Annotated in this window: 12 protein-coding genes; 11 read left to right on the forward strand and 1 reads right to left on the reverse strand. The window is 36.3% G+C overall.

Going from position 1 to position 13628, the window contains the following annotated elements:
• The first annotated feature begins 388 nt into the window (after positions 1–388).
• The 11 genes from V9G42_08935 to V9G42_08985 all read left to right on the forward strand — a co-directional run bounded on the left by V9G42_08935 (position 389) and on the right by V9G42_08985 (position 12463).
• Positions 389–1621, forward strand: a complete 1233-nt coding sequence (locus V9G42_08935; protein ID MEI2759535.1) for an ABC transporter permease — start codon at positions 389–391, stop codon at positions 1619–1621.
• Between the two features lie 210 nt (positions 1622–1831).
• The gene (gene rpsF, locus V9G42_08940) at positions 1832–2200 is read left to right on the forward strand and encodes a 30S ribosomal protein S6 (GenBank protein ID MEI2759536.1); all 369 of its coding nucleotides are present in this window, start codon (positions 1832–1834) and stop codon (positions 2198–2200) included.
• An 8-nt stretch (positions 2201–2208) separates the two neighbouring features.
• Positions 2209–2481, forward strand: coding sequence for a 30S ribosomal protein S18 (rpsR, locus tag V9G42_08945; protein ID MEI2759537.1), 273 nt, complete (start codon positions 2209–2211; stop codon positions 2479–2481).
• Between the two features lie 12 nt (positions 2482–2493).
• Complete coding sequence (gene rplI / locus V9G42_08950; GenBank protein MEI2759538.1) at positions 2494–2943, forward strand: 50S ribosomal protein L9; 450 nt, start codon at positions 2494–2496, stop codon at positions 2941–2943.
• A gap of 84 nt (positions 2944–3027) precedes the next feature.
• Complete coding sequence (efp, locus tag V9G42_08955; GenBank protein ID MEI2759539.1) at positions 3028–3588, forward strand: elongation factor P; 561 nt, start codon at positions 3028–3030, stop codon at positions 3586–3588.
• Between the two features lie 209 nt (positions 3589–3797).
• A complete protein-coding gene (locus V9G42_08960) occupies positions 3798–4232 on the forward strand; it encodes a response regulator (GenBank protein MEI2759540.1) in 435 nt (144 codons plus the stop codon).
• A gap of 13 nt (positions 4233–4245) precedes the next feature.
• Positions 4246–6597, forward strand: coding sequence for a response regulator (locus V9G42_08965; GenBank protein ID MEI2759541.1), 2352 nt, complete (start codon positions 4246–4248; stop codon positions 6595–6597).
• 11 nt (positions 6598–6608) lie between these two features.
• On the forward strand, positions 6609–7778 hold the full coding sequence (locus tag V9G42_08970; protein MEI2759542.1) for a sigma-54 dependent transcriptional regulator: 1170 nt from the start codon (positions 6609–6611) through the stop codon (positions 7776–7778).
• 90 nt (positions 7779–7868) lie between these two features.
• Positions 7869–8162, forward strand: a complete 294-nt coding sequence (locus V9G42_08975) for a hypothetical protein (protein ID MEI2759543.1) — start codon at positions 7869–7871, stop codon at positions 8160–8162.
• On the forward strand, positions 8143–11226 hold the full coding sequence (locus V9G42_08980) for a T9SS type A sorting domain-containing protein (GenBank protein MEI2759544.1): 3084 nt from the start codon (positions 8143–8145) through the stop codon (positions 11224–11226). The genes V9G42_08975 and V9G42_08980 overlap by 20 nt, the downstream gene beginning before the upstream one ends.
• Before the next feature lie 142 nt (positions 11227–11368).
• Positions 11369–12463 carry a hypothetical protein gene (locus V9G42_08985; GenBank protein ID MEI2759545.1) on the forward strand — a complete coding sequence of 365 codons (1095 nt, stop codon included), beginning with the start codon at positions 11369–11371 and terminating at the stop codon, positions 12461–12463.
• 49 nt (positions 12464–12512) lie between these two features.
• Here V9G42_08985 and V9G42_08990 read toward each other — a convergent pair whose 3' ends face one another.
• Positions 12513–13595, reverse strand: coding sequence for an LptF/LptG family permease (locus V9G42_08990; protein MEI2759546.1), 1083 nt, complete (start codon positions 13593–13595; stop codon positions 12513–12515).
• Positions 13596–13628: the final 33 nt, after the last annotated feature.

A 13628-nucleotide genomic window follows, 5' to 3' on the forward strand; every position in this document is an offset into this window, starting at 1 on the left:
GCTGATTCCCTTGCTCGTCATAGTGGGAGTCGAAGCCCAGCACACGAAGCAAAAGGAACGCCCACGTTTTACGTAGGCGTTTCTACTTTTACTTTCCTGTGTGCTTGAAATCTTCGACTTTTCTATGACAGGAAATTTTAAAGCGAAACGCTTTTTATTTTTTACTTATTTGTTTTCTCTATCTTATTTATTTTTAATCTATTTCTATTTTGTAAAAGTGTACAATATTATTGAAACTAACAAATATTTATTTAATAGTTCACATTGTCTCTGGAAAATTCTTCACCTTGTATGCTTGAATTTTCAAAACTTAAGCCTTTTTGAAAAAAATTGACTTTCATTATGAGTTAAAACCTTTCGGGGCAAAGATTAATTGTAATTTAGCGCCATGCCCATTTTTGAAAATATACTTTTGGCTCTACATGCTGTAAAGTCACAGTTACTCAGAACAATACTGACAGTGTTAATCATTGCCATAGGCATAATGGCTTTGGTAGGAATACTTACTGCCATCGAAGGCCTTAAGGCATCCATCAATGAAAACTTTACCAGTATGGGAGCAAACACATTCACCATAAGAAATTCAGGTTTGGGAATCAGGCTAGGTAACTCAGGCAAAAAGGCCAAAAGATTTAAGGAAATTACGCTTCAGCAGGCAGTGTTGTTTAAATCTGGCAATACCTATCCTTCAATTATAAGTATATCAACCATGTGTAATAGTGTTGCAGTTTGTCGTGTGGGTTCAGAAAAAACCAATCCGAATATTTTGGTAATGGCTGTTGATGAAAACTATTTACAAACCGGAGGTTATACAATTGCAACAGGTCGTAATATGACGCAGACAGAGGCTATGCGTGGAGATAATGTAGTGATGATTGGTTCAGAAATAAAAAACAAGCTTTTCCCGAATTCGGATGCTGAGGACAAAGAAGTTTATATTGATAATAGAAAGTATAGAATTATTGCCGTACTTGCTGAAAAAGGTAACAGCATGGGTTTTGGTGGTGATAAAGTATGTTTGATTTCACTTATCAATGGAAAGCAAAAATATGGCAGCGACAACCGTTCATGGACCATTAGTGTTAAGGTTAATCATGTGGCAGGACTTGAAGCAGCAGTTGATGAGGCAACAGGTCTTTTTAGGACAATCAGAAAAGATCGTGTTGGAGAAGAAAGTTCGTTTGAAATAATTAAAAGCGACAGTATTGCAGCAATTGTTATTGATCAGTTAAAGAATGTCAGTATTGCAGCAACATTAATAGGGTTAATCACATTGCTTGGTGCAGCCATTGCTTTGATGAATATTATGCTTGTCTCTGTCACAGAGCGTACCCGTGAAATAGGTATTAGAAAATCGCTTGGTGCAACAAGGTTAATCATCTTAAAACAGTTTTTGATAGAAGCAATTGTTATTTGCCTGCTGGGAGGCATTGCCGGTGTTATTTTGGGAGTGTTAGTAGGTAACTTGATGGGTATGGCAATGAATGCTGTTTTTGTGGTTCCGTGGAATTGGATTATTGCCGGATTGCTACTGTGCTGTTTTATAGGAATTGCCTCAGGATTTTATCCGGCCATGAAAGCTTCGCGCCTCGACCCGATAGAAGCTTTGCGCTATGAATAAAAGCTGCAATCAGCTTAAAACAAATGAACAATGTAGTTATATTATTGATTTTTAGTATTTTAATATAATTTGCTTAGAGTGATCTTTGTAGTGAGGTATTAGTAAATTTAATATTAAAAAAAAGTAAAAATTCTGTTTTAAGAAATTAATAATAACACTATCTTTGCCGTCCGCTTAAAAAAGGCTATTAAACTGAAATATATATAACAAATGTCAAACCAGTACGAAACCGTATTCATTCTTACACCCGTACTCAGCAATGAGCAGATGAATGAAGCGGTTGACAAATTCAGGAAAATCCTCACCGACAACGGTGCCATGATTGTTCATGAGAACAATTGGGGATTACGCAAGCTTGCTTATCCGATTCAGAAGAAGAACACGGGCTTCTATTATCTGATCGAATTTAAGTCAAGCGGTGAACTCATCAACAAATTGGAAATCGAATACAAGCGCGATGAGCGTGTAATGCGATTCCTTACTGTTGCGCTCGATAAGCATGCCATTGCTTACAATGAAAAGAAAAGAAAGAATGCAGCGTTGAAAAAGAAAGAACAAGAAGAAGCACCTGCTAATTAAACGAAGGAATTATGAGCTCAAAACAAGGAGAAATAAGGTATCTCAACCCAGTAGCGGTTGACACCACAAAGAAGAAATACTGTCGTTTCAAGAAAGTTGGAATCAAGTATATAGACTATAAAGACGCCACATTCCTCATTAAGTTTGTTAATGAACAAGGCAAACTTTTACCAAGAAGAATTACAGGCACATCATTAAAATACCAGCGTAAAGTTGGTCAGGCTGTTAAGCGTGCGCGACATCTTGCCCTGATGCCTTATGTTGGAGATTTGTTAAAATAAGAGGAGGCAACAATGGAAATTATATTAAAACAGGATATTAAAAATCTCGGCTATGCCGATGAAATTGTGAAGGTTAAGAATGGCTATGGCCTGAATTACCTTATCCCTAAAGGAATGGCTGTTATTGCCAGCGAAGCCAACAAAAAAGTGCATACCGAAACAATGAAACAGCGCGCTCATAAGATGGCGAAAATCAAAGGAGATGCAGAGAAATTAGCAGATGCTATTTCAAGTGTTACTTTGACAATTCCTGTAAAGGTTGGTGAAAATGGTAAGCTTTATGGTTCGGTAACTTCTCAAAATATTGCCGACTCATTGAAGAAGTTGGGTCACAGTATTGATAAGAAACAAATCGAAATGCCCGAAGAACATATTCGTAAAACTGGTGCATACAGTGCCTCTGTTACATTGCATCGCGACATCAAAGCGAAAATTAATTTTGATGTAGTTGAGAATGCTTAATCAGGTAAAATAAATTAATTAATAAACAGGCAGCGCTTCATCACGTTGCCTGTTTTGTTTCAAAAACAAATAAATAAAAAAACTATGGCAGATACAGGCGATATTGGAATTGGTTCAGTAATCAGATTTAATGGAGATTTATATCAGGTTGTAGAATATCAACATCGTACACCGGGCAACCTTCGTGCTTTTTATCAGGCAAAACTTCGTAATCTTAAAAATGGCAAGCTTGCAGAAAACCGTTTTCGCTCTGGCGAGCAAGTAGAAGTGGCACGTGTTGAATATAAAACCATGCAATATCTTTATAAGGATGGAGAGAACTTAGTTGTAATGGATAATGAAACTTTTGAGCAACATTATATTCCTGAAGTGATGATTGGTGACAGTGCCAGTTATCTAAAGGAAGAGATGATGTTAAAGATTGCTTTTGAAGGCGAAAATCCTATACTTGCCGAGCCGCCAACTTTTGTTGAATTGGTAATTACTTACAGTGAACCGGGTGTTAAAGGCGATACTGCCACAAACACTTTAAAAGCTGCAACTTTAGAAACAGGTGCAGTGGTTCAGGTACCGCTTTTTGTGAATGAAGGCGAAAAGATTAAAATTGATACCCGCACCGGCACCTATGTGGAACGTGTAAAATAAAATCTTAAAAATTCTTGATTGAAACCCCGCTTATGGCGGGGTTTTTTTATTGCCTTTTTTTGAACTTAGAAACATAACTGCACCTGTATTCTTTTATCATTTCTATCAAATCTTTCTGAAATCTTACATTTTTCTTTTAGCAACATACCCGTGTTTCAGTAACCAATAGTGTTGATAGCAGTATAAGATGTATTCAAAAATGATTAGGTATGACAGTTGATATACCACCGGGAATAATTTTAGTGGAGGATGACGACATTGACAGAATGGTTGTTATTCGAGCATTTGCGAAGAATAATATTAAAAATCCATTGCACATTGCTCGTGATGGCGAAGAAGCATTAGAAATGCTCAAAGGGTTGAATGGAAAGGAAAAACTTGACCCACTGCCTAAAATTATGCTGCTCGATATTAATATGCCACGTATGAATGGGCTTGAGTTGCTTCGTGAAATCAGACATGATGAAGAACTTAAAACCATAAGCGTATTTATGCTCACAACATCCAAAGACGATCAGGATAGGCTGGAGGCATATAAAAACAATGTGGCAGGATACATAATTAAACCTGTCTCATTCGATAAGCTGGTTGAGGCAATTGCCGTATTAAATACCTATTGGAACCTTAGTGTTTTACCCGTTTAAATAATTTTTTATTATGTCTTACAAAAAGATAAACCTATTAGTTGTTGATGATGATGAAGTAGATAGAATTGCCATTAAAAGAGCAATAAAGTCATCAGGATTTAATGCCGACTTACATTTTGGAGATACCTATGACGAAGGTATGGAGAAAGCGTTAAGTATGGAATTTGATGTTTTGATAGTTGACTATTATCTGGCAGCGATGAATGCAGGCGATTTTATTTCAGAATATTCTCAACGTGGTGGCACGGCACCAATCATTGTAGTTTCATCGCAAGGTGAGGAAAAAATTGTAGTCGAACTGATGAAAGCCGGTGCATGCGATTATATTCCCAAAGCTGTTTTAACACCTGAATCAATTGCACGTGCATTAAAAGGTGCATTAAAATCAAAAGCTAACAAAAACAATCATAGTAATATTGAAACAGCCCTTGTGCAAACTGAGAGAACGCTCAATGCAGTGGTGTCAAAATCACCATTGATTCTGTTCAGCATAAACGAGTCAGGAATATTTACCTTGTTTAAAGGAATGGCAATGGATACAATCCGTTTGTCAGAAGAAGAAGTAATTGGAAAGTCTGTTTTTGAAATCTGGAATAAGCTCCCTGTCCGATTGAAGGATGTTAAGAAAGCATTGCTTGGAGAAGAGTTTAAACAGAATATGGAGTTTGAAAGCCGCTTCTTTGAAGTACATTATATGCCTTCTGTAAATAAGGAAGGTGTACTTACAGGCATAATGGGTATTGCCACAGATATTACAGGACATAAGGAGCAAGAGGATGAATTACGTCAGCAAATTATTCTATCCAGTGAAGCACAGAAAATGAAAGAGCAGTTTCTGGCCAACATGAGTCATGAAATTCGCACCCCTATTCATGGAATTATAGGCATCACAAAAATAATACTTCAGTCAAAGCTCGATAAAGAACAGTCGCACTATTTAAATGCTATCAGAAAATCAGCAGATAATCTTCTTGTGATTATTAACGATATTCTAGACTTCTCGAAGATAGAAGCAGAGAAAATGACTTTTGAGTCCGTATGCTTCAACTTATTGGAATTGATTAATACCATAAACGAACTGTTTAAAGCGCGTGTGACAGATAAAAGTGTTAAGATTATTACAGACTTTGATCAGCATTTACCGAAACTGATAAAAGGAGATCCTGTTCGTTTGAGTCAGGTAATAAATAACCTCATGGGTAATGCCGTGAAATTTACACATAAAGGCTCGGTAACACTAAAGGCAGAATTAATTGATTCGACTGATGAAAAAGTTAGCATCAGCTTTAAAGTAATTGACTCCGGAATAGGCATTGCTGAAGATAAGCTGGCTACTATTTTTCAATCATTCTCGCAGGCAGGAACAGACATCACACGTAAGTATGGCGGAACAGGTTTGGGATTAAGTATTGCTAAAAAAATTGTTGAACTTCAGGAAGGAAATATTCGTGTTGAAAGTAAATTGAATCATGGCACAACCTTCATTTTCGAGATGCCTTTTGATTTACCTGCACCGGGAGAAGTTGAAACAGAAGAAAAGAAAGTTGCAGATGTTCATGCCGATTTTAACGGAAAGATAAACATCCTTGTTGTTGAGGATAACGATATCAATCGTTTGATTATTAATAAACATATTAAAGATTGGGGATTTGAGCACGATGAAGCTTGTAATGGATTGGAAGCAATAGAGAAGCTATCTGCCAAAGATTATGATGTTATTCTGATGGATATTGAGATGCCGGAGTTAAATGGTTATGCGGCTACAGAAAAAATCAGAACAGAAATGAAAGGTCGTAAGTCGCAGATTGCAATTCTGGCCATGACGGCACACGTTTCTACAAGCGAAAAAGAAAAATGCCTGGCAGCAGGAATGAATGATTACGTCTCGAAGCCGTTTGACCCTACTGAAGTAAAAAATAAAATTATTGAACTTAGTGGTAGGGCTAGTGAGTCTGTTGCCGAACAACCACTGGAAGACACTACTGTAAAAAATAGTAATCCTCAGACAACTACAAAGCTAACAAGCCTTAATTTTCTGAATGAAATGTCAGGTGGCAATGCCGATTTTATTAAAGAATTTCTGTCTTTGTTTTTAACTAACATGCCATTGTCTGTTGACGAACTTGAAGAGGGTTTGAAGAATAAAGACTTTGAAAAAATAAGACAGTCGGCACATAAAATGAAACCTTCTTTGAATTATGTTGGTTTAAAGGATACGTACGAAACGGTAGCAACACTGGAGAAGTACGCCAGAGAAAAATCAAATTTTGACGATTATGCGGCAATGATAAAAAAGATTTCTGATGAATGCAGCATTGCCTGTATTGAACTTGAAAGTGAACTAAAAAATGTAGAAGTATAAATAATAAAACTATGGCTAAAATTTTTATTGTGGAAGATGATGCAATGGTGGCAACACTGATACGCCAGTCATTGTCAAAGAACCCTGATTTCGAGATTCAGCATTTTGAATCGGCAGAAGAATGTTTAAACAATCTGCATCTGAATCCTGACATTGTAACTATTGACTATCTCTTGCCAGGAATGAATGGTGTAGGTCTGATGCGGAGAATTAAAGATTATAATGCATCTATAATGTGCATACTGGTTTCTGGACAGGACAGTCTTGAAGTGGTTGTTGATTCTTATAAAAGCGGAGCACAGGACTACATTATTAAAAATGATAATCTGTTTGTGAATCTTGAAAATTCAATAAAAAATCTGAGCATGAATGTGGTGTTGAAGAAAGAGAATGAAATGCTTAAAGACCAGATTATTGACCGCCACAAGTACAGTAACATCATGGGAAGCAGTAATGCTGTATTAAGAATTTTACGCTTGATTCAGAAAGTTGAAAAAAGCAATATGATGGTGCTTGTTACCGGGCAAAGCGGAACGGGTAAGGAGCTTGTTGCCCGTGCTTTGCATTATAACTCACCTCGCGCCCGTAAAAATTTTGTTACCGTTAATATGAGTGCCATTCCGGAAGAGCTCATAGAAAGCGAATTGTTTGGTCATGAAAAAGGAGCATTTACAGATGCTCGTGAACGCAGAATAGGAAAGTTTGAAGAAGCTAATGAAGGAACAATTTTTCTTGATGAAATTGGTGAGATGCCTTTAAGCTTACAGGCTAAATTACTACGTGTATTGCAGGAAAAAGAGATTCAACGTATTGGAAGTAATAAAACTATAAAGCTTGATTTCAGAATGGTGGCAGCCACCAACAGAAATCTGGCTCTGGAAGTCAAAGAAGGACGATTCAGAGAAGATTTGTTCTATAGGATTCAGGGATTCCTTATTCATTTACCTCCATTAAAAGAAAGAGGTGATGACATTATTCTTTTGGCAAAACACTTTCTTGATCTTTATGCTCAGGCTAATAAAACACCGGTGGCACAACTCTCAAATGAAGCAGCTAAGTTTATGCTTGATTATGAGTGGCCGGGTAATATTCGTGAACTCAAAGCAGTGATGGAAAGGGCAGCAATACTTGCAGATAATGCAACCATCTCAGTTGATGATTTAATGTTTGTTAATCTATAGTTGCAACTAGTAAAAATTTAAAGGCCGCACCGAAATGCGGCTTTTTTTATGCAACCTTTTTGTTGATTTTACATATAAGGATTTACAGAGATGAGCAAGAAAAGAAAGAAAAACCATCCAAATAGGTTAAAGCAAAGTGCCAGGCTACGCCTCAATTTTCGTTTGGTTGCCGTTGCTGCAACAATGACTGTGGCTGTAGTTGTTGGTGGCATAATTTATTTTAATATCTCCAACTCTAAAAAATCAAAGGCAAGCACTACGACATCAAATGCGGAACTAAGGCCCGTAGATTTTAATATTCCTGAATTAAAGAATAATTTCAGAGAGGAAACTATTAGTGGTATCAGTGTAAGAAAGATGAAGGATGAGCACGTCACGAATTAAAATTTTATTTTCTCGCTTTTTATTGATTTCTTTTTTTGCATACTGCAATTCGATTTATGCTGTTACAAAAACTACAACGACTTCCGGTAGTTGGAACAATCCTGCTATATGGTCACCGGTTGGAGTTCCGGCTTCTTCAGATGATGTTGTTATATCCTCTGCACAAAACATTACAGTATCACAACAATCATTCTGTAAATCGCTTACAGTCTCTGGCAATGCAATGCTTAGTTTATCACCTTCTGTTTCGCTTCAGATAAATGGAGGTGTCAGCATTTCTGGCACGCTGGATATGAATGGAGGAAACATCAAGCAAGTTCAAAGTGGCGCTTTATTGCAAATTGGCGCTTTAGGTAAATTGATTTGGAATCCGGGTGACAACAGCTTGGCTGGGGCATCACTTTTAACAAATTCTGTTGAGTCCTTCAATGAAAAATCAACAATAGAAATCAAGAAATGGTATTCTTATGCTACTGTACCATTAGCCTCTGTAGTAACAGGCAATTTTGGAAATATCACAATCAGCACGCAGGTGGGAAGCACTTTGTTTGAGTGGAATCAAGATAATCAATTCGAGAGCCATCAGATTAAAGGCACACTAACAATAATCAATGGATGGGTTGTGTTGGATAAGTCAGGAAGAATTTCCGACACTAAAATCGGTAAGATAATCTTACCTAATGTAAATTCTGTTCTTGAATTTCATAGCGGTAATCATCCATCATCATTCAAAGTTACAACTGATAGTATAGCAAACATTGGTGGTGAAATAACAGGAATTCTAAATGGTGAAGGTAATGTAACACTGAACACAAACGGTGGCTTTCTGAATATGGGAAATGTAGAGTTAATCTATAATAAAGGAACTTTAAATACGTCTAATGGAAATGCAAAACTCAATGTCGGAGGCAAGTACATGCAAACGCATGGAGACTTAAGAGGAGTCTTTAATCTCTCTTCAACATCTGCCGGAAATGCTGAGCTTAAATTTAATTCACTCGAAATGACAGGAGGTTTGTTGTTTGCATATTATGCTTGTAATGCTTCAGGAGCATTAAATTCTGTTACTGTTACAAATGATTTGATTCTTAATTTATCTAATGCATCAGACAAATTCAGAGTTAATGGACTTACAACATTGGCTGGTCAATACAGCAAATCGCGTTCATTATTAAAAGTTGATGGTAACCTGATTCTATCCGGTAATGCAGCAGCTGAGTTTACATCAAGTGGAAGTGTAGGTGCAGAAGAAAATAGAATTAAAGGAGATGTAAATATTTCAGGACTAAACAGCAACTTCAACATGGGCAGCCATGCAGTTATTTTATCTGTTAATGGTGACGTTAACATTAATGGAGGAAATACTTGTTTTTCTAAAACACCTGGTATTTCACAAGTTAGCGTTAATAGAAATTTCTCTCTGCAGTCAGGCACTTTTGTTTTAAAGGGTCATGAAGGTATGTCTGAACTTATTTTGAACGGTGCATACTCGCAAACCGGTGGTGTATTCTACTTGCACTCGAATACATTATCGGCAACTAATGATTCTGTGAAAGTTTATTTTAAAAGCTCATTTCGACAGTGGAATGGGATTATAAATTTTGATGATAATCCTGTTGGGGGTAAGTCTGTGCTATATATTCAGGGTAATGAATTTATTGCTAAAGGCAGCTCTTTGATTACAAGAGCAGGAACAGGGTCTGCTTTTGGAGCTATGGTATTTGGTACCAATGGAGATTTGAATTACCAACGAAGTGCTGCATCAGTAATTGATCAGATTAAACAAAGTATAGTAGCAAAATGTAAACTTAATGTTACAGAAGGTAACATGTTACTCAGTAGTCACAATCAGCCTTCAGTTGACTTTTTAAAGGTAGAATCGGCTGCAACCTTGAATTTGCTAAGTGCACAAATAAAGTCGAATCTAAAATATCAGAATACAGGTTTGACAGTTGCTGCCGGAGGTACAATTCAGACCGCAAATGCTAAAGGATTTTTTAACACGTTTGGAACTGCCGCAGTATGCAGCAATGGTAATTTGAATTATTTTCTTGACAAAAACAGTATTATTGAATATGAAGGAAGTAATCGAATTATTACAGGTTCTGGTTTTGGTGATTTCGATAAAGAGCAACATAAGTATGGTATTTTAAGAGTTAGTGGAAGTGCAGTTTTGTTATCCAATGTTGACATTCGTAATAGTATTGAATTAGGCAATTCAACAATTAAGCTGAATCAAAAAACTTTGACCTTGGAAAATGGTAGCACCAATGCATTTTCGGCTACCGGAGGATCATTAATTTGCACTTCAGAAGCAGATAAGTTTCTTTGGAAAAACATGAAAGGTGGAAGTAGTTATACAATCCCTTTCTCAAGTGATGGTAAGGTAGTTTCTAATGTTGTAGTGAAGCCGATTGTTTCAGGTGATATTTCAATGTATAACTATACTGCAAGTCCAATTGCAGAACACTTACCTGATGGAATACAGCCACTAATTGTTGATGGAAAAGATGTAACCAATGAATCTTTAGCAAATCGTATTATTGGTTTCGACTCAAAAGCTAAAGCGAATATTACATTTCGTGTTTACAAGAATGAAATTCCTGACTTTAATAAAGGTGATTCAATTTCTTTGTTAAAAAATAGCGGACAGTGGGAGGCAACACCATTCAGCACCATTGGTGGTGAACAAAATCCAATTTCTATTCAAGCAACAAATATTAATGCCAACTCAGTATTTGCATTTAGTTCTGGTATAGGACTTAAATTTTCCGATAATACAAATGGAAATAGTAATGCTCAAAATAGTTTTAGTGTAGAGCAGATTTCACCGGTACCTTTTAGTGATTTTATAAACGTAAACATTAATGCTCCAACAACAGGTTTAGTAAACTTGACAATTGTAGGCTCTGATGGTCGCGAGCTTAGAAAGCAACAGTATGAGGTTTCATCAGGAAAAAACTTACTAACGCAAAGTAATCTTAGTGGCTTGCCCACAGGAGTGTATTTTATTCAGATAAATGGATTTAAGCAAACTGTTACAAAGAAAATAATGCGGCAATAATGAAATGTAAGAAATCCGAAATTTCGATTTAAGTTTTTACAACCTTTTTTATCCTATAAGAGTATAATCAAAAGGTTCATTCTATAAATTTATTATTATGGCAAGAAAATTAAAACTCCGTCAACGACAAAAAATGTCCCTAATGCATAAGGCAATTTTTGTAACTGCCGGAACATCAATAATGGGATTGGCAGTATATCTTACTGTCGTAATGAATACTTCCAATGTGACAGATTCGCGCGCTGGAGCACTTACCAATATGATTCAGGGTTATGATGTAAATAACGGTGAAGTGATTTGTGCATTTGACTGGAATGGTGATGACCCTACAAAGGCAAGTAAAGGGCCAGATGCCATTAAAATAAGCCCGTTTGCTGCAGTGATGTCAGAAGGCGTTGAAGGAACAAACGGATTGAGTGCCGGGAAGAGTAAAGATGGAATTGATTTGACTATTCCTACAGATAATTATTTTAATACTGATGGGATTGACATAAGTTTTGATTACAAAAGGTTAGACGATGAATGCGACTTTATCAGTCGTGGGCGATATTTTAATTTTGGAATGAAAAAGGGGAAATTAGTTATTGCATATCGTGTAAACCTGGAAAAGGGTAGAAGTTATTCTGTGAATGAAACAACAAACTATGAGTTGATAAAAGATAATGATTTCAGAAATTACCGTTTTGTATATAATCCGAATACGGGCAAAGGTGAAATTATGGTTGACGATGTTGTTGTCTGGAATTATCAGGGGCCAAAAGAACGTTCAATGTTCTGGAAAAATTCTGACAATATTGTGATTGCAAAAAACATGTGTGGTGGAGGAACAGATAAAACTATACTTGACAATTTTATTATCCGTAGTACAACGCATGTACAACAGCTACCAATTACATTACTTTCATTTCAGGCTGAGGCTCGCGATCATCATGTGATGGTAAGTTGGTACACCTCACGCGAAACAGATATAGATTCCTTTATAGTTGAACGTTCTGTTGATGCAATAGAATATCAGAAAATTGGAGCTATAAAGGCTAATGGAAATTCAGAAGTATTGCGTGCTTATGCATTTGTTGATAAAACTCCTTTGGAAAACAAGATTGCCTATTACAGGTTGATGCCTTCAAACAAACCATTAAAATCAATAGCGGTGCCGATTATAGGTTATCGTTATAGGATGAACCACCCGGAAACAGCATTTAATCCGGCTGATTATCCAGCTGACACGGTGAAATAGATTTTATCCGTTACAAAGAAGAGGCATTCAGGTTAATGATTGCCTCTTGTTATTTAGGTGCTTTTCGTAATAAGTATAAAGCAATAACTGCATACACAAAATTAGGTATCCATACTGCAACTACTGCAGGCAGGTTTCCATTTGTTGCAAATGTTGTACTCACCTGCATAAACATAATATAAGTGAAACTTAACAAAATGCCTGCACCTAACTGCAGCCCAACTCCACCACGAACTTTTTTACTGGATATGGCTACGCCAATTAATGTAAGTATGAATGTTGCGAAAGGATAGGATGTTCGCCTGTACTTTTCAACTTCGTAAAAAGGAATAACCTCTGACCCACGTTGTTTTTCTTCTTTAATATAGGTATTGAGTTCCGAAAAATCCATTGCTTCAATAAAGTTCATTCTTCTGTTAAATTCAGATGGATGTATTGATAATGCTGTATCTAATCGTATTCCTTTTTTTAATTCTTCCGTCATACCATTAATATGCCTTATGGTATAATTCTCAATGCTCCACTTTTGGGTTAATGAATCCCATGTAATTCTATCAGCCATGAGTTTAGTTACCAACTTTCCTTCTTCAAATTTTTCAAGGCTGAACATAAAACCGGTGTTGGCTTTGTTGTCATAGCTTTCAAAATAAACAAACTCACCGGGTTTTATCTGCCGATGAATATTTCTACCGCGATAGACATAAGGATTTTTAATATAAATATTTTCGAATTGAAGCCGTACGAGGTTTGCATGCGGAATCACCCAGTTGTTTAAATAAAAAGAAGCTATTGCTATGACTGTAGCGGAGATAATATAGGGTCGAAGAAAACGGTTAAAACTGATACCGCTGTTTAAAATGGCAATAATTTCTGTCTGCCCCGCCATTTTGGAAGTGAAAAAAATAACTGAAATAAAAACAAATAATGGGCTGAATAAATTGGCAAAATAGGGAATGAAGTTCAGGTAATAATCAAATGCAATGGCTTTTAAAGGAGCATGTCTCTCAATAAAATCATCTACTTTTTCAGAAATATCAAATACAACGGCAATACAAACAATTAGTCCTATGGCAAAAAGAAAAGTGCCTAAAAACTTCTTGATGATGTAGAGATCTAAGATTTTTACCTTCAATGCAAATTATTTGGCGCAAAACTAAATTAAATC

Source organism: Bacteroidia bacterium (assembly GCA_037045145.1).
In the GTDB taxonomy this organism is placed as follows: domain Bacteria; phylum Bacteroidota; class Bacteroidia; order AKYH767-A; family OLB10; genus OLB10.

Bases quoted from the DNA above. Each gene is read 5' to 3' on its own strand.
- V9G42_08935 (MEI2759535.1), top strand. From the start codon at position 389: ATGCCCATTTTTGAAAATATACTTTTGGCTCTACATGCTGTAAAGTCA.
- rpsF (MEI2759536.1), top strand. From the start codon at position 1,832: ATGTCAAACCAGTACGAAACCGTATTCATTCTTACACCCGTACTCAGC.
- rplI (MEI2759538.1), top strand. From the start codon at position 2,494: ATGGAAATTATATTAAAACAGGATATTAAAAATCTCGGCTATGCCGAT.
- efp (MEI2759539.1), top strand. From the start codon at position 3,028: ATGGCAGATACAGGCGATATTGGAATTGGTTCAGTAATCAGATTTAAT.
- V9G42_08960 (MEI2759540.1), top strand. From the start codon at position 3,798: ATGACAGTTGATATACCACCGGGAATAATTTTAGTGGAGGATGACGAC.
- V9G42_08965 (MEI2759541.1), top strand. From the start codon at position 4,246: ATGTCTTACAAAAAGATAAACCTATTAGTTGTTGATGATGATGAAGTA.
- V9G42_08970 (MEI2759542.1), top strand. From the start codon at position 6,609: ATGGCTAAAATTTTTATTGTGGAAGATGATGCAATGGTGGCAACACTG.
- V9G42_08975 (MEI2759543.1), top strand. From the start codon at position 7,869: ATGAGCAAGAAAAGAAAGAAAAACCATCCAAATAGGTTAAAGCAAAGT.
- V9G42_08980 (MEI2759544.1), top strand. From the start codon at position 8,143: ATGAGCACGTCACGAATTAAAATTTTATTTTCTCGCTTTTTATTGATT.
- V9G42_08985 (MEI2759545.1), top strand. From the start codon at position 11,369: ATGCATAAGGCAATTTTTGTAACTGCCGGAACATCAATAATGGGATTG.